Annotated in this window: 18 protein-coding genes; 5 read left to right on the forward strand and 13 right to left on the reverse strand. The window is 38.3% G+C overall.

Going from position 1 to position 24,952, the window contains the following annotated elements:
• Positions 1-101: 101 nt before the first annotated feature.
• Positions 102-1,547 carry a phosphomannomutase/phosphoglucomutase gene (locus tag ACWIX0_RS05895; RefSeq protein WP_454172762.1) on the reverse strand — a complete coding sequence of 482 codons (1,446 nt, stop codon included), beginning with the start codon at positions 1,545-1,547 and terminating at the stop codon, positions 102-104.
• 303 nt (positions 1,548-1,850) lie between these two features.
• Here ACWIX0_RS05895 and ACWIX0_RS05900 point away from each other — a divergent pair, with 303 nt between their 5' ends.
• On the forward strand, positions 1,851-3,365 hold the full coding sequence (locus ACWIX0_RS05900) for a phospholipase A (protein WP_454172764.1): 1,515 nt from the start codon (positions 1,851-1,853) through the stop codon (positions 3,363-3,365).
• A gap of 222 nt (positions 3,366-3,587) precedes the next feature.
• Positions 3,588-4,901 (forward strand): MFS transporter, encoded by a 1,314-nt coding sequence (locus ACWIX0_RS05905; RefSeq protein WP_454172766.1) that lies wholly within the window; start codon positions 3,588-3,590, stop codon positions 4,899-4,901.
• A 102-nt stretch (positions 4,902-5,003) separates the two neighbouring features.
• Here ACWIX0_RS05905 and ACWIX0_RS05910 read toward each other — a convergent pair whose 3' ends face one another.
• A complete protein-coding gene (locus ACWIX0_RS05910) occupies positions 5,004-6,212 on the reverse strand; it encodes a peptidoglycan DD-metalloendopeptidase family protein (RefSeq protein WP_454172768.1) in 1,209 nt (402 codons plus the stop codon).
• A 226-nt stretch (positions 6,213-6,438) separates the two neighbouring features.
• On the opposite strand from ACWIX0_RS05910, the gene ACWIX0_RS05915 reads away from it, so the two are divergent.
• Both ACWIX0_RS05915 and ACWIX0_RS05920 read left to right on the forward strand, forming a co-directional pair.
• Positions 6,439-6,858 carry a hypothetical protein gene (locus ACWIX0_RS05915; protein WP_454172770.1) on the forward strand — a complete coding sequence of 140 codons (420 nt, stop codon included), beginning with the start codon at positions 6,439-6,441 and terminating at the stop codon, positions 6,856-6,858.
• Between the two features lie 87 nt (positions 6,859-6,945).
• The gene (locus ACWIX0_RS05920) at positions 6,946-8,856 is read left to right on the forward strand and encodes a lipoprotein N-acyltransferase Lnb domain-containing protein (RefSeq protein WP_454172772.1); all 1,911 of its coding nucleotides are present in this window, start codon (positions 6,946-6,948) and stop codon (positions 8,854-8,856) included.
• 79 nt (positions 8,857-8,935) lie between these two features.
• Here the strand turns inward: ACWIX0_RS05920 and ACWIX0_RS05925 are convergent, their stop codons facing one another.
• From ACWIX0_RS05925 to hisA, 11 genes are all read right to left on the reverse strand, one after another.
• Complete coding sequence (locus tag ACWIX0_RS05925; protein ID WP_454172773.1) at positions 8,936-9,598, reverse strand: hypothetical protein; 663 nt, start codon at positions 9,596-9,598, stop codon at positions 8,936-8,938.
• 39 nt (positions 9,599-9,637) lie between these two features.
• A complete protein-coding gene (locus ACWIX0_RS05930; protein WP_454172774.1) occupies positions 9,638-11,392 on the reverse strand; it encodes an ABC transporter ATP-binding protein in 1,755 nt (584 codons plus the stop codon).
• A gap of 81 nt (positions 11,393-11,473) precedes the next feature.
• Positions 11,474-11,701: a heavy-metal-associated domain-containing protein gene (locus tag ACWIX0_RS05935; protein WP_454172776.1), complete on the reverse strand. Its 228-nt coding sequence runs from the start codon at positions 11,699-11,701 to the stop codon at positions 11,474-11,476.
• Positions 11,702-11,722: 21 nt separating this feature from the next.
• Complete coding sequence (locus ACWIX0_RS05940) at positions 11,723-14,479, reverse strand: heavy metal translocating P-type ATPase (RefSeq protein WP_454172778.1); 2,757 nt, start codon at positions 14,477-14,479, stop codon at positions 11,723-11,725.
• Between the two features lie 64 nt (positions 14,480-14,543).
• The gene (locus ACWIX0_RS05945) at positions 14,544-16,232 is read right to left on the reverse strand and encodes a 2-isopropylmalate synthase (RefSeq protein ID WP_454172780.1); all 1,689 of its coding nucleotides are present in this window, start codon (positions 16,230-16,232) and stop codon (positions 14,544-14,546) included.
• A 138-nt stretch (positions 16,233-16,370) separates the two neighbouring features.
• On the reverse strand, positions 16,371-17,108 hold the full coding sequence (gene pssA, locus ACWIX0_RS05950; RefSeq protein ID WP_454172782.1) for a CDP-diacylglycerol--serine O-phosphatidyltransferase: 738 nt from the start codon (positions 17,106-17,108) through the stop codon (positions 16,371-16,373).
• A 158-nt stretch (positions 17,109-17,266) separates the two neighbouring features.
• A complete protein-coding gene (locus tag ACWIX0_RS05955) occupies positions 17,267-17,866 on the reverse strand; it encodes a phosphatidylserine decarboxylase (protein WP_454172784.1) in 600 nt (199 codons plus the stop codon).
• Positions 17,867-18,044: 178 nt separating this feature from the next.
• On the reverse strand, positions 18,045-19,976 hold the full coding sequence (gene ftsH / locus ACWIX0_RS05960; protein WP_454172786.1) for an ATP-dependent zinc metalloprotease FtsH: 1,932 nt from the start codon (positions 19,974-19,976) through the stop codon (positions 18,045-18,047).
• Positions 19,977-20,048: 72 nt separating this feature from the next.
• Entirely contained in the window at positions 20,049-21,239 is a 1,191-nt protein-coding gene (locus ACWIX0_RS05965) for a 50S ribosomal protein L11 methyltransferase (protein ID WP_454172788.1), read from the reverse strand.
• Positions 21,240-21,301: 62 nt separating this feature from the next.
• Complete coding sequence (locus ACWIX0_RS05970; RefSeq protein WP_023927681.1) at positions 21,302-21,676, reverse strand: chemotaxis response regulator CheY; 375 nt, start codon at positions 21,674-21,676, stop codon at positions 21,302-21,304.
• 193 nt (positions 21,677-21,869) lie between these two features.
• Positions 21,870-22,601, reverse strand: a complete 732-nt coding sequence (gene hisA, locus ACWIX0_RS05975; RefSeq protein ID WP_454172790.1) for a 1-(5-phosphoribosyl)-5-[(5-phosphoribosylamino)methylideneamino]imidazole-4-carboxamide isomerase — start codon at positions 22,599-22,601, stop codon at positions 21,870-21,872.
• A gap of 200 nt (positions 22,602-22,801) precedes the next feature.
• Between hisA and ACWIX0_RS05980 the strand changes: the two genes are divergently transcribed.
• Positions 22,802-24,898 carry an N-6 DNA methylase gene (locus ACWIX0_RS05980; RefSeq protein WP_454172792.1) on the forward strand — a complete coding sequence of 699 codons (2,097 nt, stop codon included), beginning with the start codon at positions 22,802-22,804 and terminating at the stop codon, positions 24,896-24,898.
• The last annotated feature ends 54 nt before the right edge of the window (positions 24,899-24,952 follow it).

Genomic DNA, 24,952 nt, shown 5'->3' on the forward strand with positions numbered 1-24,952 from the left:
AGCATAACACAAACTAAGTAGCAAAACCAAATCAGCGCAAAATCCACCCCACACACAAACCAACACAAAAAAACTTTAAACTATTTAAGACAAAAACGCCACTAACACCCCTTTAGCACAGAAAAAATAGCGTTTTTATACTGCTCTAGCTCCTCTTTAGATTTTGCCTCAAACCTCGTTACAAGCACAGGCGTAGTGTTGCTAGCTCGCACTAGCCCCCAGCCATTTTCAAACACCACTCGCACTCCATCAATATCGATTATCTCACAGATTCGCGGAAACTTACGATGGGATTCGGTATGTATGGTTATGTCTCGGCTATCGCGTGCTATCGCGCTTAGTCGTTCTTTTAGATTTGCGATTTGGGTAAATTTCGCCTCTTCGGTAGTAGAGATTTTTTCCTCATCAGTAGAATACAGCTTTGGCAATGCTTTAATACTAGATTCTACCTCGCTAGGCGTAGAATCCAAAAACAACTCCAACGCCCGCAAAGTCGCATATAGCGCGTCATCATACCCAAAATATCTATCATTAAAAAACAAATGCCCGCTCATTTCTGCCGCCATTTGTGCATCTAACTCTTTTAGCTTTACTTTTAGGTTGCTATGCCCTGTTTTATACATTATCGCCTTGCCAAATGAATTTATCTCATCATACATTATTTGAGAGCATTTGACTTCGCCTATGATAGTGGGATTTGGCGTGGTTTTTGCGATATTTCGCGCAAACAATATCGCCATTTCATCGCCTTTGTAGAGATGATTTTGCGTCATTAGCGCGATTCTATCCGCATCTCCGTCAAATGCGATTCCAATAGGCGTTTTATGCTCTTTTATGTATTTTAAAATATCAGCTAGATTTTGTTCTTCACTTGGGTCTGGGTGGTGGTTTGGGAATGTGCCATCAGGGGTTTCATATAGGCTTGTATGCTTGATATTTAGCCTTTTTAGCACATTTTCTAATCCCAACGCCCCCACGCCATTACCATAGTCAAGCACGATTTGGTATGGAAAATCTTTTAGCCCCGCAAAATGCTCCACCAAAAAATCCTCATAGTTTTTTAGCGCGTCTAGATTCTGTGCTTTTGCCCCCTGCGTGCCAAAATCCATAGAATCAATATTTGTTGCTAGCTCTGCTCCGATACGCTTTATATCCTCGCCATAAAAAGGCTTTTTATCAATAGTGATTTTAAACCCATTATATTGTGGTGGATTATGGCTACCTGTTATCATTACCGAGCTTGTGATATTTACGCTTGCAAATTTTTCACTCGCAAATGTCGCAAAATACGCCACAGGCGTTGGAATCATACCCATAAAATACACTTCCACACCACTTTTTATAAATCCATCTTTTAGCCATTCATATAGTATAGGCGAATGCGTCCTAGCATCATAGCCTATGGCTACGGATTTTCCCCCACTTGTTTTTATACACTCTCCTAGCAATGCTCCAATGCCTTGCACGACTTCTTTGCTAAGATTTTCCCCAAAAATCCCGCGAATATCATACTCTCTAAACATATTCATATCCACTTTAGCACTCATTTTTGCGCTCCTTATCGCCTAATTTTTGCCTCAAATTTTCCTACATTCTCACTAATGAGAATCTAATAAGAAATGATACTTACTAAAAAACACTTAAAAACAAAATATTTTTTGTATAATTTGCAGATTTTTACAAAATGCCTTACAAAATCTTAATAAAAATCAATAGCGCAAAAAGGCAAAAATCAATGTCAAAAACCAACCGCTAACAACCTAAATGCAACACCTAATAAACTAATCCCATAAAAAAAAGGAAAAAATATGGACAATGTAGCATAAATAAAATACCTACAAAATCACTTTTTGTTTCTATCATTTGCGATAATGTTTTTTAGCACATTTGCTATGGGGATAGATTTTAGATTGCCCTGTGATTCTATCCTTTGTAATGCTACTGCGTTAGAAAAATCAACATATAAAACCCAAAAACGAGAGAGAGAGAGAGAGAGTAACTCCGCGCTAAATTTTTCTACTTCTAAAATAGATTGCCACGAAAATCCTAACGGTTTTTCTCGCAATGATGGCATTATTTCCCCCTCCATTGCGGAGGATTTTGCCTTTTATTCCCCCTCCCTTGCGGAGGGGGTTAGGGGGTGGGTATCCCGTCATTGCGAGTGTGGCTATTCCACGCGTGGCACAAGCCAACAGCTACGAAGTAGCGTTTTAGCGCGTAATCTCGAGTTGTCGCAGTTGCGCAAGCAAAATCTATACAATAATGCAAACAATGTAGATTGCCACGATTCTACGCTATGCGCAAAATCTCACAATGACGGCAATGTAAATTCTCACAATGACGAAATATTTTGTCAGACTGGTGGCGTAGCCCGAAGTATCTCAAAGCACAGCTTCTTTAGAAAATCTAACAACACAAACAGAGATATTTCGGTCGTTTCACTCCCTCAATATGACAAAAAAAGAGATGCTTTGGTTTTTGCGAAACCTCAATATGACAAAAACCCCGTCATTGCAAACAAAGATTCCCACAATGATAATAATGCAAAAACTAACGAAGACAACAGCGATATTACGCCAGATGCGATTTCTTACCCAAAAGAAAATACTGCGTTTTTGTGGCTAGAGGATTGGCGGGATACCTACTTTTTGTATGTTTATAACCTAACGCCTATGAGAAATCCGCAATACATTCGTGGCGAGCTAAAAGGGCAGATAAGTTTCCGCGTGCCTGTGATTCCTAAATTTTTCCACAAAGATTTGATTTTTTACCTTGCTTTTACCAACACATTTTATTTTCAGCTATTTAACGAAAAAGCTAGCTCGCCTATGCGGGATAATGATTTTGAGCCAGAATTTTTGCTTACCTATCGTCCTAGTAGCATTGCCAAAAAAAGATTCCCTCTCAAAGAAATCACCACAGGGTGGCGACATATCAGCAATGGCGAAATAGACAAAAAACAAGGCGGAATCGCAGATAGAAGCAGGGGAAGTGATAGATTTATCATAAAGGCAAGATTTTCTAGCAAGCATTGGGGATTAGATATAGAGGGTTTTTTGCCTACGAGATTTTATAGCGAAAATCGCGATATTTATAAATATTTAGGAAGTCTTGAAACAGCGGTAAATATGCGCTATGGCAGGCATTTAGCTGATATTAGAGTAGGTGGGATTTTAGGCATAGCCCAGCCTCCTTATGATATAGCTAAGCCCCACCCTACCCCATATTTTCGCTCAAGCTACACTTATAAGATAAATGAATATTATGGACTATATTTACAATACTTTGTAGGCTATGGCGACATACTCTATGAATACAACACATTTGCCCACAGAATCGGGCTAGGTATCCGCTTTGTGCGCTAAAAAAACGCTATCAAAAAAATCACATTATTTACCAAAATCTAGCCAAACAATATCTTGCGTTTTTTGGATTTTGTTTTTGTGTGCATTTTTGTAACCTTGCTACAAAAACTCCACACCAAAAATACATAAAATTTGCCGTATTTAGAATCTATCGGTTATGATTTTTAAGAATCTTAGATTCTAAATGTTCGCGCTAAATTTTTACATAAAGGATTTTTAACAATGCAAACTTCAAGCAACGCTTCACGCAAAGGCAACTCCCCACACATATCAAACGACATATCAAAATCAGCCAAAATCCGCTCCATAATCGCTGCAAGCTCTGGCAATCTAGTAGAATGGTTTGATTTCTACATATACGCATTTAGCGCGGTGTATTTTGCGCATACTTTTTCTACTTCAGCAAACCCAACCATTCAGCAAATAAACGCATTTGGAATCTTTGCACTTGGCTTTTTTATGCGCCCGATTGGCTCTTGGCTTTTTGGCTCTTTGGCGGATAAAATCGGGCGAAAATCCTCTATGGTGATTTCAGTCGTGCTTATGGCATTTGGCTCATTTATGATAGCCTTTTTGCCTAGCAAAGAGAGCGTAGGCGAATTTGCCGTGTTATTTTTGCTTATCGCTAGGCTAATTCAAGGGCTTAGCGTAGGTGGCGAGTATGGAATCGCAGCGACTTATCTTAGCGAGCTAGCAAGTGAGGGCAAGCGCGGATTTTACTCATCATTTCAATATGTTACGCTTATCGGTGGGCAACTACTAGCCGTAACAAGCATAAGCATAATGCTATTTTTCTACACCGAAGCAGAGATGAAAGAGTGGGCGTGGAGGGTATTATTTGTCGTGGGAGGCATTTTAGCATTAGGCTCGCTTTTTGTGCGTAGTATTATGACAGAAAGTGCGCAGGATTTAGACAAGCACGAAGATAGAGGCACTCTAAAAGCCTTACTGCAAAGTTGGAAGCCATTTTTGCTAGTGGTGGGCATCACTTCAGGTGGCTCTCTAGCGTTTTATACCATTACGACTTACACTAAGACTTTTATGATACATTCTGCACACATAAGCACCGCTACTTCAAATAGCATTATGATTTATGCCTTGTTTTTTCTTATGATTATGCAACCTCTTTTTGGCTTGCTAGGGGATAAAATCGGGCATAAACGCTCGCTTATTATCTTTGCTACTCTTGCAATGTGTGGAATCTATCCGCTATTTATGCTACTTAACAAGGCTGGATTAAGCGGAAATCATTATCTTGCCTTTGGCGTGATAATGGCGTTATTTATGATTCTTAGCTTTTATACTTCGGTGGCTGGAATCTTTAAGGCAAAACTTTTCCCTATGCACATTCGCGCACTTGGCACAGGATTTGGCTATGCGATACCAAATGCGATTTTTGGTGGTTCAGCACAATATGTCGCGCTAAATTTTAAAAACGCAGGAATCGAAAATGGATTTTTTATCTATGTAACCATAATGATGGCAATTATGCTAGCTGTCGCACTGCTATTGCCAAAACGGGGTATCATAAACTAATGATTTATTTTTGAAATGTGGATTTTTTTCACAAATAGAAATTTTATCGCGTAGATTTTACTTAGATTTTGTTTTAGCAAAATCTAATTTTAGATTTTGCTTTTATTCAAATAGCGCGTTTAGCGTAGTGATAAAATGCAGGGCATCGACACTCACGCCCTGTATCATCATCGAAAAATGCAAATGCGCTCCGCTAACCCTGCCCGTATCGCCACTTAGCGCGATTATTTCCCCTTTTTTTACGCTTTGCCCGACTTGGACTTTTAGCTCACTGCAGTGAAAATACGCACTATAAATCCCCTCTCCGTGGTCGATTACCACACTTTTGCCAGACATAAATCGCTCTTTTGCCAATGCTATTTTTCCGTCATTTGCTGCCTTTATGGGCGTGCCTATCATCGCGCGAAAATCAGTCCCCGCGTGGTAGCTTTTCACCTCACCATTAAAGATTCTAGCATTGCCATAATGGCTTGTTATCACACTCCCCAAAGGTAGCTCAAATTTTTCGCTCCATAGTCGTTTTGGCGTGCGGGTTAAGTAGATTTTGTTTGCTTCTTCTAGCTCGCGTGCTATGCGCTCTTGTTGCTCTTTGTTGGGGCGGACTTTGGAAGTATCTGTTACAGTGATTTGCTCTTTTTTATAATTTGCTGCTTTGACTTCCAAAACTAGCCCTTCTTTTAGCGAAACTTTGCCTAAATTTGCGCGATATGGCACACCTACAAGCGCGATTTTTGAGTTTGCTTTTGTGGGGTGTGCTAGCCACGCAATATGTTTTGTGCCAAATTTTAAAGGCTTTGGATTTTCCTCATCACTGATGAAAATATATGTCGTGCCATTGTATGCGATATGTGGAGTTTGAGCGTTAATAAGACTAGGGGAAGTAAGTGGGGTTTGGCTTTTTGGTGGAGTGGTGGTGGATTGATTTTGGGCGGGATTTTTTGTAGGGTTTTGGGAATTTTTAGGTGGATTTTGTTTGCTATTTGCAGTGGTATTTTTTGGGTTTTTAGCAGAATCTTGTGTGGTTTTTTGGGTTTTACTTTGCGTAACTTTTGTAGAAGTTTTTGGAGAAGTTTTTTGCGTGGTTTGTTGTGGCGTACTTTGTGAGGTGTTTTGTGCTAATGCTAAGACGCTAGAAAAAATCACACATACAATAACGCCGCTAATTTTTTGCAAATTTTGCTTGCGTGGGTGGATTTTTTGCAAAAAACGCTTTTGCAAAAAATTAGCTTGAAGTAGTTTTGTTTGCAAGAGGTTTTTTTGCAAAAGTTTTGTTTCTAAAATTATTTGAATGTTGTTTTGTGGATTTTTCATTGTCGTTTCCTTAAGATAAAAATACGCATAAAATCATATAAAAGAAATTATGCAAAAAGCTAGAAAAAGCTAAAAATAGCGATTCTACCCAAAAATGCCTAATCCCAAAACAACAGCCAACTTCACAAAATCCCTCCTGCCATTTACCCTCTATCTTACTAAGCGTTTTTTTTTTTTTGTAAAATCCTAGCTTGCCTTTATATATTTCACTTCAAAGGATTTTGCAATGCAATACTCAAAATATGCGACAAAAGTTGCTTCTGTCGCGCTTGTATCAAGCGTGTTTATCGTTGGTTCTATTTTTTCAGGTTGTGCGCTTACTTCAAATGGCACAAAGCAAAGCGTTACCATCACCACTTCAAATGGCAAACCTGTTGTGGCGGAAGTAGATGGACAAAAAATAAATATCCCAGCTGAAATTAAGCTATCTCGCAAACACGGTGCCACAATTAGGGTGCTAGAAGTGGATAATCCTAATTATGAAGATACATTGCTTATCATCAAAGGAAAACACAATGTAAGCGGTTGGTTTTGGGGAAATATACTTTCAATGGGGACTTTTGGCTCAACTACAGACGGCGCATCAGGGAGTATGTGGACTTATGGGAATCCAACTTTTATAGTTCCTGTTTCTGAAAAGAAATAACCTAACTTGCTAGATTTTACTTTAGCGTGCGTTTTGCGCAAATTTTTTCGCATTGTCCCTAGCGCACTGATACTAGGGCAATGCTTTTTGTCTCATTGCTTTGCAGATTTTAGTCTATTGCCACAATCTAGTCCAAAAGATTTCACAAAAGATTCTACCCCCAAACAAAAATCTGCTCAAAAATTTTCAAATGATTTATCAAATCCCCTGTTTAAAAAATTACTTACATTGCCTATATACGCTACACAAGAGTGGCGCGCACTTTTGCACTATGGCAAATATAAATCAAGTATCCACAAAACCTCTCCATTTTTCTTACACAAAAAAGGATATAAAAATCCAAAAAGCGAGTATGAGGAAACTTTGCGACTACTTTTTGCAAAAAATCCTAACGCTAATGTAGATTCTAACGCTAATTCTAATACAAAATCTATTGCAAAATCTAGCACGAGTTTTGTTGTAGATTCTAATGCAAAATCTATCGCCTGTATTTATCCTGCACGAATGCAAGCAATCAAAACATATATCACACAAAATGCCCATATTTATGACATTAGAGAAGGGCAATTACGACTTTTTGATGAAATGACAGATATACACAAATGCGCTAGTTTGCAAGATTTTTTAGATATTGTGCCTTTAGAAAAAATCTTTATAGAATTTGCCGCAGAGAGTGATATATATCCGGGCTCTTCTATGGGGCATTTGTTTTTGCATTTGCAGGGGGTTATGCAAAAAGACATTATAAGAGTGTTTGAGGATACGCCTTTTTCGCGCACCAAAGGGCAAATCCAAGATTATTCAATGAGCTATTATGCCACGATGAGTGAATTTTTTAATCCGCTAGATTATATCCGTGCGATAGTTGGAAATCTAAAAGGATATTACGCGCTATCGCCTTATGCTAGCACTTCTAGTAAATATCTAAATGATGATAAACGGTCGATTTATCGCTATGAAATTAAGGCTAGTAAAGAGGATTTGAAGTTGTTTGCATTGCATTTATGGGAGCTAAAAGATAAACAAATCAAGTATTCATTTATAAAGCATAATTGCACAAATGGCATAGAAAAGATTTTAGCTGTGCTAGATTTGGATAATATTTATCGCTCCAAAAAGCTATTTAGCACGCCTGCGCAATATTTGCAACACTTAGACAAAAAGGGAAAAATAACGCTAGATGAAGTGCTACTTCCCGAGCGCAAAAAATCATTTGTCCAAAAATTTGGCACAAATAAAGTGCTACAATCTTATAAAAACTCAAAAATCTCTTTTGGGTATAGTTATCCAAATATGGCATTTTTGTCATTTTATCCTATTTACTCAGACATAAAAAGCGCGGATAATGCTTATAAAGAATTTATAGAATCTAGGATTTTGTCATTGCAAGCAAGGCTAGCTGTGCTAGAAAATAGCAAGGGGCAAACTTATACAAAAGGATTTTTATCTAAAATCGAGTTATTACATTTATATTCGATAAATGACACTATCCGCACACGCTCGCTATCAAAAATGTTAAACATTTCTTTTGTGCCAAATATTTATGATTATGATAAAGCCACAAAAACCTACACAAAAGAGCTAAACCACCAAACAAGGCTATATCCAAATATCAATCTTGGGCTAGGATTTGGCACTTATGCGGGCAATCAACTTCACAAAATAGCATTTTTTGCATTGCCTTTTTTAGAATATCGTTATGAGATTATCCATAATGTGGCATTTGGACTAAAGAGTGGATTTATCGCTAAAATCCCTAGAACAAGGATAATAGCAGATTACACAATGTATTATGATATGGTAAAAAATAATCGCGGATTTGATAGTAGATTTTCGATATTTTTGGGAATAAGTGTGTATAAAAATGTGGATTTGTTTGTGGAGGGAGCATTGTATCAAAATCTATTTTCCCCGCATAATTATCAATATGGCAGGCAAATATCCTACCAAAGAAATGAATTTCTAGGGCTAAAAAGCGGGATAAGTGTGAATTTTTAGTATGCAAGGATTTTGTGAGTTAGTAATCTTATTTTAATCACAACATACAAAACATATTTGCAAAATCCACTTGCAAAATCTACTTCATAGCTAGCACTTGAGATAATCTTATGGGGCGAAATTGCGTCTCTTCGCAACTCACATTTATGCAAAATTTATTATGCGTTTTTTTCGTATGCGTATGCCCGTGGATATTGAGAGTGCATTCACTCAAGCGATATGCTTCATCTAGCACATCTCTAGCCTGCCAAAATCTATCATTTGCCTTGCGATTCATCACGGGAAAATGGCTAAACATTACTCGCTCTTTGCCAATGTCAAGCACAATAGCGTTTGCATAAATATTTTTTACTTGCTCTTTGCCAAATTTTTCAACAAGCCTGCGCAAGATTTTCTTTTTATGCGGGATTTGTAGTTTTAGCTTAGCACACACTTGCCAATCCTCCATTTCTTGCACTCGCTCAAACTTCCCAATATCATTATTTCCCACAAGCAAGATTTTATCCCCGCTTAGTTTTGGCAGATATTTATACCCATCGCCAAAATACAAATCCCCCAAATGCAAGACTTTATCGCCTCGATTTACCACCGTATTCCACTCATACACACTCAAATCCTCAAACAATTTAAAAGGGCTTTTTTTTAGCGCGACCTTGCGTGATGGCTCTTTTTTCATCACGGCTTTATGCCCAAAATGAGAATCTGAAATCAAAAAAGTATCAAGATTTATGCGATATTTCATTATTTATCTCTTATTTTTATTACTTTTTGCAATTTGATTTTAAGATTTTGCTTCGTTGCTCTCTTGCTCTTTTTCTAGCATTTCTCGCAATTTTTCATCACGGAAAAATTCCTCAGGTGTGTTTATGTGCGTGATAAGCCCATTTTCTAAATGATAGATTCTATGCGCTAGAGAAATGGTGCTAGGGCGATGGGCGATTAAAATGATTAGCTTATCTTTTTTGATAGATTCTATGGTTTTTCGTATTTCTTCCTCTGTCTTTATATCTAGTGCGGAAGTCGCCTCATCAAAAATTAGCACATCGCTATTTTTGTAAATCGCCCTTGCGATAGCGATTCTCTGTCGTTGTCCGCCACTTAGATTTGTGCCAAACTCATCTAGTTTAGAATCTATGCCATTTTCCATACTTTGCACAAAATCTAACATTTGGGCTTTTTTTAGCGCGTCTATTACGCGCTCTTTGTTGATTTTGCTACCATAGGCTACATTTGCCGCAATGGTGTCATTAAAAATAAAGATTCGTTGCGTAACAATGCTGATATTATCGCGCACAGATTTTTGCGTAAAATCTTGCAAATCCTCGCCATTTATCAAAATCCTCCCCTCACTTGGATCATAAAGTCGCAAAATCATATTTACTAAAGAGCTTTTGCCACTGCCAGATTTTCCTACAAGGGCGATGATTTCATTTCTAGCGATTTGTATGCTTACGCCATTTAGCGCGACTACTTCGTCATAGCGTAGTTTGGCGTTTTCTACTTTTATGGATTCTATGGGTTTTTGCAATGTCTTTTTGCCATCGATTATGGTAGGCTGTAAGTCCATAATATATGCGATTCTCTCCCCTGCCACAAGCGCGCTTTGAAAACCCATAAAAATCCCAACCAATCGCTTAATAGGCGTCCAAAGCATAAATAATGCCGCAGTAAAAGCCCCAAACTCCCCAACCGTCATTCTGCCCTGTATGACTTCATTTCCCCCTACAAAAATCACTATGCCTATGGCAATAGCACCTAGCAATTCCATTAACGGGGAATTGATTCCGCCAATTAACGCTCCTTTTATGCCGAGTTTAAAAAGGATTTTGTTTTCTTTTTTGTAATGCTCTAGCTCTAATTGTTCGCCATTATTTGCTTTGATGATTTCAGCACTGCTAAGGACTTCGGTTAATTTTGAGGTAATATCAGCACCCTTATTTACACCTTTGCGGGTTAATCGCTTGACATGTCGCATCAAAATTAGCACAGGCACGACAGAAAAAGGCAACACCACAAAGGAATAAAACGCAAGCATAGGGCTTTGATAAATCACCACTATGATAAGGGCTAAAATCGTAAAAGCCTCGCGCACCAAATCCGTGCAGTAGTTTGTAACCGCAGCACGAACCATTTCTATATCACCTGTTACGCGAGATAGAAGCTCTCCTGTGCGCATTTTGTTAAAAAATTGCAAATCTAGCTTTAGCACATGCTCTAAGACATCTTCGCGGATTCTACGCACAATATCTGAGCCTATGTAGGTGATTAAAAAACCTTGCGCATACGAGCCAGCACCTTTAGCAAAATATGCTAGCACCACCAAAAATGGCACTAACTTTAGCATATATGTATCTTTGTTTAAAAATATATCATCTAGCGCGGGTTTGATAAGATACGCTGAACCAGCTTGTCCAGCTGCGGTTATCCCGCTTGTTAAAACCACTAAAAAAAACAATAAAAAATAATCTTTTATATAAGGATAAAATCTCTTATAAAAATCCCTTAGCGTTACCTTAGGTAGTGTTTGTGGTATCATTGATTGCCCTATGTTGTTGGTTTGGATTCAAAATTGTAGCACTATGGCTTTAATGTTTTTTAAGATTTTGCTTCTTTGGCATTATTCTAAGATTTCATAGCCAAAATCTTGGATTTCCTCTTTTATCATTTTTGCATTTGCAGGCGAGGTAAAATCGATTTTGACATTTCCATAGCCCTCATTTTTGATGATTTCTACTTCTATGTTTTTTACGCCTTTTATGCCTTTTAGCACTGCTGTTACCTTGCTAGCGCAGTTTTGGCAATGAATGCCACCAACTTTTAGACTAAGATTTTGTAGATTTTGCATTTTTGCTCCTTTTAGTAAAATCTATTTTTGTGTTTTTGTTTTTTGGGACAAATTTTTAACATATTTTTGCCCAAATTTTGTGTGAAATCCCCACAATTTTTGCGCATTTAAAACCACGCTAAGAGAGCTAGCACTCATCGCAAATGCCGCTAAGCTAGGATTTAGCAATACACCAAATCCATATAGCACCCCACAAGCTAGCGGGATACAAAGCGCATTATAGCAAAAAGCCCAAAAAAGATTTTGTTTGATATTTGCTAGCACAGCCCTGCTTAGCAAAATCGCATAGTAGATTTTGCCTAAATCGTGGTTATAAATGATAATATCCGCGCTTTTTTCGCTAACCTCGCTAGCTTCTTTGAAGCTCACAGAAATATCGCTCGCTTGCAATGCTCCCACATCATTGATTCCATCGCCTATCATCATTATGATTTGATTAGAATCTTTTTTTTGCGCGAAATTCACAAAAGATTTTGCCTGCGACAAAGAACTATCTTGTAACAAATCTTTTTGCATAGAATCTTGCGCAAAAAGATTTTGCGTAGTTTGTGGATTTTTTAGATTTTTGATAAATTCTAGCTTGTCTTTTGGGCTAGCTTGTGCTAAAAAATCATTGATTTTTAGCTCTTTTGCTACGCGTCTTACATTTGGCAGGGCATCGCCACTTAAGATATATGGCGTGATATGCTCGCTTTTTAGCGCATCTATGAGTGGCAAGGCAGTAGGCTTAATGCTATCTTGCAAATAAATTGCTCCTAAAATCTTATAAGATGTTTTGTTTTGCACGCCCAAATACACGCAAATCGCTTCTTTTTGCAATGTATCCTCCAAGCTATCAAGATTTACGCTAGAATCTAGCTCGTTAAAAAACTTCGCGCTTCCAAGCGCAAAAATCTGCCCTTTTTGAAATATATCCAAATTAGATTTTGTGTTAGGTTTTTTGTCGTTAGATTTTGGATAAATGCTTTTACTAAAATCTGCGCTAGATTTTGCGCTCAAATCCATAAAATCTAGTCCAACTCCTTTCAATGTCGCTTTTATCCCTAGCCCTGCATAAGCGACAAAATCGCTAAATTCACATTTTAGAAGTGGTGATTTTTCCTGCAAATTATGTGTGGAATGTCTATCGCGTGTGGCGTGTGCTAAAATCGCATTTGCGATAATATGCTCACTCCCACTCTCTAGCCCCGCGCTAAGTGCTAAAATCTCTTCTTTTGATAACTCGCTTAAAGATAAGATTTCACAAACTTTTAGGCTAGATTGGGTAAGCGTGCCTGTTTTGTCAAATACGACATTATTTACTTTTGAAGCGATTTCAAAACTTTGCGCGTTTTTGAAAAAAATGCCATTTTTGTTTGCCAAAGCATTGCCTATCATCACGGCTAATGGCGTAGCTAGCCCCAAAGCGCACGGACAAGAAATCACTAATACGCTTATAAAAATCTCAAATCCAAAACTAAAATCCTTTGCCACACTCCAAATCCCCCCCGCAACAAGCGCAATCACAATCACAGCTGGCACAAACACGCTAGCGACTTTATCGGCTATGCGCGAAATATTTGGCTTTGAAGTGATAGCCTCCTCTACAAGTGCTATCATCGCGCTTAAAGAGCTATGCTCAGCACTAGAAGTAGCCCTCATCACAAACGCTTGAGAAGTGTTTAGCGAGCCTGCAAAAAGGGGGGAATTTATGCTTTTTGGCACGGGCAAGATTTCGCCACTTAGGCTTGACTCATCAATCGCGCAACTCCCGCTCTCCACCACTCCATCAACAGGGATAAAACTAAAAGGCAAAATCTTTAACAAATCGCCCTCTTTTATCTCGCCCACAGGCACAGATATTTCATTGTTTGTCAAATTTATATTGCTAGATTTTAGTTTTATGGCATTTTTTGCATTGCGCGATAAAAGGGCGTTTATGACTTCATTTGCCTGCGTTTTAGCATTAGATTCTAAGGTTTTGCCACAAAATACAAATGTGATAATCACGCAAATGCTTTCAAAATATAAATGTGGAACTTCATGCAAATGGGCATTTTCAACGCTAAATAACAGCCACAAACTATATACAAACGCACTTGTGGTGCTAATGGCGATAAGAGAATCCATAGTGGGGGATTTTGCGATGAGTGAGGCAAAACCTTTGAAATAAAAATCCCTGCCAATGTGTGCGACAATAAGCGCGCAAACAATCTGTGCGGCGATATTTATGCGTGCGTCATCAAATGGCGAAATAAGCGCAAAATCGCTAAAAATCCCAAATGCTTCAACAAGCATAGGAAACATTGAAAGATAAAGCACAAAAAGTGTAGTAACAACGCTAATAAAAACGCGGATTTTAGTGGGCAAAAACTTTTTATCAAGTGCGTTAAAAGTGGCGATCAACGATTTGATTTTGGCAACAATGTTTGCAAATATTGTAGATGGATTTTGGGGTTGATTTTGGGCTAAATTTGTAGTTAGATTTGAAAAAGTGTCTAGGCTAGATTTTGGGATTTCTGTCGAGCTAGATTGCGCTAAATATGGGCTAAAACCTAGCTTAGAGATAATAGCAAAAATATCGCTTAAATCCGCTTTTTTACTATCATATTTGACAATAGCGGATTTTGCGATTAAGTTTATCTGTGCGGATTTGACAAAATCTCTACGCTCTAATGCCCTCTGTATGCTCGCACTGCACGCAGAACAGCTCATACCATCAATATAAAATCTTGCAACACAAAATCTATCAAATGAAACTTCGCTAGATTTTGCATTTTTTAAGCTAGCATTTTTCATCATAAAATCTTACATTCCAAAAACTGCTTTTTTTATAAAAAACGCTTTTTGCACAAGCCCTACTTTATTTTAAAAACTCTTTCATCGAAATATAGCTATTTAGCGCGGAAATATACGCTTTTGCAGTAGCCCTCATCGTGTCAATATCTATGCCGTGTCCTATCATCGCCTTTTTTGCTTCCTCAAAGGCGACTTTGACTACGACTTTTGCTAGGGCGTCTTTCCCTTTGCTTACGGATTCTACTTTGTAGTCAAGCAAATGCCCACTAATGCAACTAATCCTATCAATGCTCTTTAGCACGCAATCTACCGCGCCATTCCCAAGCGCACAATCGCTGTATTCCACCTCTATTGTGGAATCTTTAGAATCTTTTTCGCTAGAATCTTTAGATTCTTTTGTGTGCTTAGATTCTTTGGAGGTTTTTGAAGCGTTTTTAGATTCTAGTTTGCTTATGCTTACAGCAGCGCAGTATTTGCCACTGCTACACGCGCTCACTTGAAGTAAGTTTAGACTAAAGATTTGTGGGATATGGTTTGATTGCTCGCGCAAAATCGCGCTAATATCCTCATCAAATACTTCTTTTTTGCTATCGCAAAGTTGCTTAAATTTTTCAAATGCCACTTGGATTTCATCATCGTTTAATGAAAAACCTAAATCTTTGATTTTATCCCTAAATGCCGCCCTGCCCGAATGCTTGCCCAACACTAAGCCACTAAAACTAGGTATGCCAATATCGCTAGGGCGCATTATTTCATAAGTTTGCGGATTTTTTAGCACACCATCTTGATGGATTCCGCTTTCATGCGCAAAGGCATTTTTGCCAACGATTGCTTTATTTGGCTGTGGACGGATACCTGTGATGTCTGCTACTAGCTTGCTTGTGGCATAAATCTCTTTGGTGTTTATGCGCGTATCAAGCGAGATTTTTTGCTCATTTGATTTTGTGGCTTTTTTTGCAAAATCTTGCGCAAACAAATCTTTGCGCGTTTTTAATATCATCACAATTTCTTCTAGCGCGGTATTTCCTGCCCTCTCACCCAAACCATTTATAGTGCATTCTACTTGACGGACGCCATTTTGGATTGCTGCGATTGAGTTTGCCACAGCTAGCCCCAAATCATTATGACAATGCGTAGATAACAATGCCTTATCCCCTACCCTATCTTGCAAAAACGCATAGATTTCGCCCATAAATGCTCCAATCTCATTTGGCAAACGATACCCAACAGTATCGGGGAGATTTATCGTGCTAGCCCCCGCTTGGACTACTGCTGGCAAGATTTCTTTTAAAAATCCTATATCGCTTCTAAGCGCATCTTCACAGCTAAATTCTACATCTTCGCACAATGATTTTGCTAATTTCACGGCATTTATCGCACGATTTATGACTTCATTTGGAGGGAGTTTTAGCTTGTATTGCATATGTATGGGACTTGTAGCGATAAAGGTGTGGATTCGCTTTAATTTTGCGGGTTTTATCGCTTTTGCGGCGGACTCTATATCGCTATCCACTGCGCGTGCTAGGGAGCAAACGCTCGTAGTGGTAAGCCTTTGGGCGATTTGGTGTATCGCTTCAAAATCTCCGGGGCTAGATGCTGCAAAACCCGCTTCTATGACATCAACGCCTAGTTTTTCTAATTGCAATGCGATTTGGATTTTTTCTTCGATATTCATCGAAGCACCGGGGCTTTGCTCGCCATCTCGCAATGTCGTATCAAATATGATGATTCTATCATTAGTTGTATTTTTCATTTTGTTTTCCTTTTATTTTTCCTTATTTACAAAACTAGATTCTATGTTTTTAGATTTTTTTGCATTTAAAAATCTATTTTTAGAATCCAAAATAGCAATCGTGCTACATTTTTTTAGCACAAATTTCACACAAAAACTCTAACATTTTTTAAGGAGGACTTTGCACATAAGCACGATAAAACGCGCAATGCCATACAACATATACACGGATAATAACGCGCAAAAAATCTCCACATAAAATTTTGAACTAATAATCGCCGCAAGGGCGATTAGCAAGATAACAAATAGTTTTAGATTCCAGCGCAATTTTTTGAAACTAGGGTAGCGGATATTGCTTACCATTAAAATACTTAGAGCAAATGCCAAAATAAGAAGCGTATAGCTAAACTTGGGAGCTAAGAATCCATATCGCAAATCAAGCAAAATCCAAAGCACCAAAATCACTGCGGCACTTGGTATGGGAAGCCCTATAAATGTATTTGGCTCAATGTTGCTTGTGGTTACATTAAACCTCGCTAATCGTATCGCACCAAAAATCACAAACAACGCGCATACAAAAATGCGATACAATCCATATTCGCCATCAAATCCGTAATTTGCACCAATCTGTGGAATATAATAATAAAGCAACATAGCAGGAGCTACCCCAAATGCCACAATATCGGCTAGAGAATCAAACTCCACGCCAAACTTGCTCGTAGTGTGTGTAAGTCTAGCCACCCTCCCATCTAGCCCGTCAAACACCATAGCAAGCACGATAAGCCACGCAGCAAGCTCAAATCTAGCATTTGAAGCAAGCATAATGCTTACCACACCGCAAAAGATTCCCCCTGCGGTAAAAAGATTTGGTAGGACAAAAAGAGGATTGATATTCATTGCTTATCCTTAAAATCAGATTCTAGCCATTTTGTGTTTTTTCTTTAAATGCTAAAATCTAGTTTATGCGACTTTTTTTATGCGATTTTGCGATAAAGATTTCGGTAAAAATCTAAATTGTGTTGATTTTTGCCAAAACTCGCCTTTTGTGCCGTTTTTTAGCGTAGGTTGCCTATCACGCTTACGCCTGCTTGGGTTTTATCCCCAATCCTAGCAATCATTTCAATATTGCCATAAACGCGCATTTTTACCTCTCCCACTTTCATAAACCCGATTCTATCGCCTGCCCTGTATTCGATAGGCGCATAAAATGAAGAATGTCTAAAAATGCGTGGCAAAAGTATCATTTCAAAATTTTTGCATTTTGCGTGCAGGCTTTCATTTAGACTTTCATTTAGAGGGGAAAAATACGCCAAAAGTCCAGCTTGCTTAGAGATGCTAATCTCTTTGCAACTTGTAGGCGCACGAACTAAACCCACATCAAAAAATCCAACCTTAATATGTATGCAAATACCATTCTCTAATTGCTCAATATTTGTGATATAGCCATCTATGGGAGCTAGGACTATGTCTTTTCCCTGCTGTGTGGCTATGCGCTCAGGATTTCTATAAGCCCAAATCCAAGCTAGCCCACCAACAATGCCTATAAACACACCAAATGAACCCCAACCCCAAAAAAACCAGCAAAACACTATCCAAACTCCAAACACAAAAAGTCCATTAAAACTCTCTTTGGTAATGATTTGTGTGTTGTTCATTTTGACTCCTTTTTAATTAGCGGACTACTTTTAGCCTATCTATAAGCTATACGAAGAAAATCTTACCACACATTGCTTGACTTTTTGGCTTCTTTGTCATAAAAATTATCACAAAATTTTAGGGCAAAATTGATACAACTTTTGACATTATTTGCCATTTTTAGATTTTTGCTAGATTTTATGCTTCCTCTTCTTGTGGGATAATACGCGTTGGCATATTATTTTTTGTTTCAAAATCCGTGATGATTTCGCGTACACGCGAGCCATCGATGACTTCTTTGTCAAATAACTCTTTTACCATTAGCTCTATTGCGCCATCATAGCTTTTTAGCGTCTTTTTTACTTCAGCAAAACGAGAATCTAACATACCTCGCACAAAGCTATCCACGCTTTCAGCCGTTTTTTCGCTAAATTCCCTAGAGCTACCAAATCCACCACCCAAAAATGCGTTTCGTTGTTTTTCTAGCACCATTAGCCCATTTTCGCTTGTCATACCATAATAGCTTATCATCGCTTTTAATATATCTGTGGCGCGTTCTAAGTCATTGCTAGCACCTGTGGATATTTCGCCCAAAAATACATCTTCAGCCGCCCTACCCCCTAGCAATACATCAACTTCTGCTAATAATTCGTGTTTTTGCATAAGGTATTTATTTTCTTCGGGTGTATTTAGCGTGTAGCCCAGAGCTGCCATACCACGAGGGATAATAGAGACTTTATTTACCTTTGAAGCTCCTTTTGTCATTTCAGCGATTAGGGCGTGTCCGCTTTCGTGGTAAGCCACGATTTTTTTCTCTTTTGGAGAGATTCTGCGAGATTTTTTTTCTAATCCCGCGATTCCGCGCTCTACGGCTTCTTTTAGATTGCTTTGGGATACTTCTTTTTGGTTATTTCTGCCTGCAAGAAGTGCAGCTTCATTGATGATATTTGCTAAATCCGCTCCTGCAAGCCCTGCGGTAAGTTTTGCGATTTCTTCTAAATCCACATCGCGAGAAAGTTTCACAGCTTTGATATGGACTTTTAAAATCTCTAACCTGCCACTAAAATCTGGCTTATCTACCAATACTTGTCTATCAAACCTACCCGGTCTAAGCAACGCAGGATCAAGCACTTCAGGGCGATTTGTCGCGGCTAGCACGATTACGGGAGCATTTTCACTACCAAATCCGTCCATTTCTGCTAGAAGTTGATTTAGCGTTTGCTCTCTCTCATCATTTCCACCTACCATTCCTCCTGCCGCACGAGATTTGCCAATCGCATCAATCTCATCGATAAAAATAATGCTAGGGGCTTCTTTTTTTGCCATTTCAAACAAATCCCTCACACGACTTGCGCCAAGCCCTACAAACATTTCAATAAAGCTACTCCCACTCATCGAAAAAAACGGCACATTTGCTTCGCCCGCTACGGCTTTTGCTAGCAGGGTTTTGCCTGTGCCCGGAGGTCCTACTAAAAGCACACCTTTTGGGATTTTTGCACCCACAGCGGAATATCTATCAGGGTATTTTAGAAAATCTACGATTTCTACGACTTCTTCTTTTGCCTCTTCATTTCCTGCCATATCATCAAATTTGACTTTTGGTTTTTCGGCATTTACTAGCTTTTTTGAGCTTCCCATACCAAAGATTCCGCCACCCATATTTTTTTGCATACGACTTGCCAAAAACATCCACAGCCCAAGAAAAATCAAAATAGGCAAAAGCCACCCAAACATATCAGTCAAAAAGTTGCTCTCGCTAAAACCACCATAAGAAATATTATGCTCCTCTAGCAGAGGCACAAGCGATGGATCAGCCACTTTTCTCGCTACAAAAGTAATCTTTGCACCATTAGAATCTATGCCATTTGCTTTGATGAGCGTCTGCCCGATACTTACATTGCTAACCTGCCTGCTAGCAATAAGCTGTTTTAGCTCATAATATTCAACACTGCGAGTAGCACCGCCACCAAATGCAGTGCTAAAAAGCGTAGATTCGCCACTGCTAAATTTCACCACAAACATAGCAATCACAGCAAATACGATAAAAAGTAAAATAGGATTTTGCTTAATCGGTGGTGTAGGTGGCTTTTTGCCACCATTTTGTTGGTTATTTTGTGTATTTTGCTCCATTGTTTCCTCTTAAATAATGTTTATTGTGTCAAAAGACTTAAAGGCGAAATTATAATATATTTTGGCAAGAAATTAGGCTAATAAAGCAAAATTTAGACATACCCATTCATCTTTGCTTGTTTCCTTAAACAGCACAAAATTAGAATCTTTTGCGCAAAAATGTGAAATGATAAGGTTTGCTTTATCCTGTATGATTCCTGATAATATCAAATGCTTGGTAGATTTTGATTGATTTTGCGTGGCGTTTGTGGAATTTGTAGGCTTTGAAGCGCGTTTTAGCGCGCACAAAAAATCATCTCGCAAAGGCAACAACACATCAGCTAAAATATTGGCACAAATAATGTCATATCGATTTGTCATCGTTTCATTTTGTGCTAGAAGTTTATCAAGCGTGCTTATATGCGCTTTTTCATAGCTCACGGCATTTTGAGCGAAATTTTTTTGTGCCTGCTCTATGGCGTATTTATCTATATCGCAAACCTCAACTTTTGCCCCCATTTTTGCCATCGCTATGCCTAAAATCCCACTCCCACAACCTAAATCTAAGCACATTTTATCTTTTAGCCCTATTTCTAAATCAAGCCTATGCAAACTCTCCAAACACAAAAAAGTGCTTGCGTGATGCCCAGAGCCAAATGCAAGCGAAGGATCAATAATCATTTCAACCATTTCTGCGCTATTTTCGCTGTTTTTGTGGCTTTTTGCCTGCACAGCGTTTATCGCGTTTGTGGCGTTTGTAGTGTTTGTAGATAGATTTTTGGATTCTAAAGATTTAGACAAAGGCTCACACCAAGAGGGACGGATATAAAATCTAGCGCATTTTATAGGGCTAACCCCTTTTTTATAAGCCTCTATCCAATCAATGTTTTTGCATTTTTGACTTTTGTAAGCAAAGCCGATTTTTTTATCTACTCGCTCGCTTAAGACATTTGCAAAATCTTTTAGAGATTCTAGCAATTTTTTAGGATTTGATATTGAGCGGATAATTATGGAATTTATTGTTTTAGATTTTGTGTTTTTTGCGGTAGCACAGATTTTACTAAAATCTGTGCTACAAAAATCCCATTTGAAATTTTTAGCAGATTTGGTAGTTTTAGTGTTTTTGGTGTTTTTGTTTGTAGTGTTTTTTGAGGATTCTTGCCATTCTTGTAAAGTGATAGTTTTTTGCTCGATAGCTTCTTTTGTGATTTCTAGCACAAAATCACAAAAAATATCAACATAATCTGTGGGAATAATACAAGTTTCGTAGTAGTAAGGATTCATAATCTATAATAAATAAAGTGTGGCAAGACGCGACTAAGACGCTTTTGCCGATAACTTTTTGGCTAGTCATTTACCCCTAGCACGACTTCTAGTTTTTCTTTTAACACTTGGGGGGTAAATGGCTTTACAATGTAATTATTTACGCCTGCTTTTAGCGCGGTTATGACTTCAGATTTGCCACCCTCAGTAGTTACCATAATAATTGGGATTTCTTTATACCTGCCATCAGCGCGGACTTTTTTTACCAAATCTAGTCCATTCATTTCAGGCATATTCCAATCTGTAATCAAAACCCCTATGCCCTCTTGCCCATCCATAATCTCCCACGCTTGCACGCCGTGTTCAGCCTCTAAAATATCTTGGTAGCCTAGTCGCTCAAGAGTGTTTTTTATGATTCGTCTCATTGTGGAGCTATCATCTACGACTAATAATCTCAAGGGAAACTCCTTTAATTATTTTTTTAAGTTAAAGGGCAAATCGGCAAAATGCTACGCACCTTTTAAAATTATGGAATAATAGCATAAAAACCATTAAGATTTTCCTATTCTTAGCTTATTGTGTATTTTGCGAAATTATGATATGCGATTGACAAACGCAATAAAATCGCCAAAATCTTACAAAAGATAAAAGCTATTTTTTTGAAATGCTTGTTTGCAACGCTTCTTTCAAATCGATTTTTCCCTCATAAAACGCCTTGCCGATGATAAGCCCTCCTTTTAGATTCTCTTTTGCAAAAGATTCTACTAAAGCAACCACATCTTCTATGCCTTTGCACCCGCCACTTGCGATAGTTGGCTTGCCAGAGGCTTTGGCAATCGATAGCGTAAAATCCACATTGACCCCGCTTAATGCCCCATCTTTTGAAATATCCGTGCAAATAATCGCCTCGATGGCAGAATCTGCATATCGCTTTGCTAGCGTAGTCGCCTCTATCTCGCTTACGCTTCCCCAGCCCTCTATGGCGACTTTTCCTCCCCTCGCATCTATGCCAACAGCCACAGGATAAATGCTTGCCATTTGTTTGGTAAAATCTACATTTTGTAGCGCGATAGAGCCTAGTATCACGCGATTTACACCGATATTTATGTATTTTTGGATAGATTCTTCATCGCGGATTCCTCCGCCCACTTGGATTTTTAGCGCAGTGTTTTTGCGCAAAGATTCTATAAGGGCTAGATTTTCTTTTTTGCCACTAAGTGCGCCATCTAAATCCACGATATGCACCCATTTTGCCCCGCTTTTTTCAAACTCACGCAAAAAGTCCAACGCCTCTCCATACACTTTAGCGCTACTAAACTCCCCTTGATAAAGCCTTACAGCCTTGCCACCTTTTAAATCAATCGCAGGAAAAATCTCTAGCATTTTTACCACCTTTATCAAAAATTTTAAAAATCTTGCCTAGATTTTGTAGATTTTGTTTTGTAGATTCGCATTTATTTTTTAGATTTATGCAAATTACGCAAAATCAAAACCAAAATTATAGCCTTTTAGCAGGTTTTAGACTAAGATTTAGGCAAAAATTGCTAAAATCTTGCGCATATTTTCTAGCAAATGGAGTTTTTATGCCATTAAAAAAACAAAATCTAGAGCCAAAAAAGTTTAAAACCCAAAATCTACAAAACCCAAAAACACAATGCCAAAATCCGCGCCAAAATCCGCAATGTATAGACAACGATTCTCTTTTTTCTCTCATAAAATGTTTTGATTATCTTAAACCATACTACATTGACGCGCTTGACGCGCTTTGCGTGATACTCCAAATCTGCTTGCTAAAAATACACTACAAAAAAGACTACGCCAAATTGCTAAAACTAGACAAAAACAGCGCAAGAGAGCTATTTCATACGCTTTTAGAATCAAAAATAGATTTTAGCCAAAATCTTAGTCAAATCCCAGCTACAAAATCCCAAGCCACAAAAATAAATGTAGATTTTAGCCACGCGAAGTTTATCCCGCTAGATTCTAAAGCAAGTATGCAAAAGATTTTGCGACTTATTGAACAAAGCCCAATTTCAAGCAAAAATCCTGCTTTTTGCAATGCTTTTATCGAGCGATTTTTAGACATTATCACGCAGAAAAAAACCTCAAACAAACTTTATTTTTATTCCACGCCTAGCGAAATAAACGATCTTTTAATAGGGATTTTAGACATACAAGAAAACGAAGAAATATACAATCCCTGCTATGGAATAGGAAGCGTATTTTTAAGCCTAAAAAATCCAAATATCAAACTCTATGGCGAGGAGCTAGATTCTAAGCTAGCATTTATTGCAAGGTTGGTTGCGCATATTAGCGGGATAAAAAACACACATTTAGGTGTAAGCGATATTTTGGTAAATCCACTTTTTAGAATCAACGCATTGCAAAATCCCGCACAAAATACTGCAAAAAATCTCGCTCAAAATCACAATATAAAAAACCTAAAAAATCCAAAATCTAAGCAAAATACAGAATCTAGCGTTTTTGTAAAGTTTGATAAAATCCTTTGCAATCCCCCGCTAAATGCGCAAATGAGCACGGAAAATCTAAAAGATGATTCAAGGTTTGCAAAAACAGGCATCTTAGTAAAATCCTATCCAGAATTAGTTTTTTTGACTCATTCTCTAGCGCATTTGAAGCAAAAAGGCGTTTTTATCGTGCGAAATCAAACACTGCTAAAATCCGCACTAGAGGGCAAACTCCGCTCATATTTGTGCCAAAATGGGCTTATAGAAGCAATCATAGAGCTACCAAAAAATATTTTCCCTCATCAAAATTATGATTTTTCGGTGCTTGTGATTTCAAAAGGCAACAAAGAGATTTTGCATATCAACACAAATAATGAGCATTTCTACACAAAAGATGGCAAATATAATCGCCTAAAAAATATCGATAGAATCCTAGAAATCTATCGATACAAAAAGCTAACCCCGCATTCTGCCCTAACCCCGCTTAGCAAAATCTACCCAAAAGATTTGCGCGCCCAAAGCTACATAAACTCGCGCTTACAGCCATTAGCACAAAGCACACTAAACCATTTTAGCCACCACAATGCCATAAAAACCCCCCTAAATCTTGCAAAAGATTTTAGTTTGCAAGATTTAGGCGTGGAGATTTTTCGCGGGCAAAGAGTGCAAGGCACACACAAAGATGAGGATATTGAGTTTTATGATATTGGGATTGCGGATTTTGCGATTTGTGGCTGGACGCAAAGTTTTGGTAGCAAAAAAACTAAAGGCAATATCGCTAAAATCCACAAATACCACATAAAACCCTATGATATTTTGCTATCCCTTCGTGGCATAAGTCCCAAAATCGCCATCGTAGGCACGCAGGCTATGCACAAAAAAGAAGTGTGGCAAACCAAAAACATAGACACAACGCGCATAGACAAAATCCCAAGCGTGGTAAATGCAGGAATCATCGTGCTTCGCGCTCCAAGCGCAAAGGTGGCTATCGGGCTTTATTGCTACTTGTTTTCCACACAGGGCGAGGAAATCCTCTCAAGGCTATACAAAACAAATGCTGATGGCGTGATGGATACCCAAAGCCTGCTAGCTTTGCGCGTGCCAAGCGACTATGACAAAAACGCCGCACAAAAAATGGAAAAACTAGATAGCGCAAAAAACAAAATCTATGCGATAGAATGGGAAATACAGGGCATAAAAGATGGCAAATAAAAAAAATCCAAACACACAAAATCAAAAAACGCAAAAACCTAGCAAAAATCCACA

This window comes from Helicobacter sp. T3_23-1059, assembly GCF_053654515.1.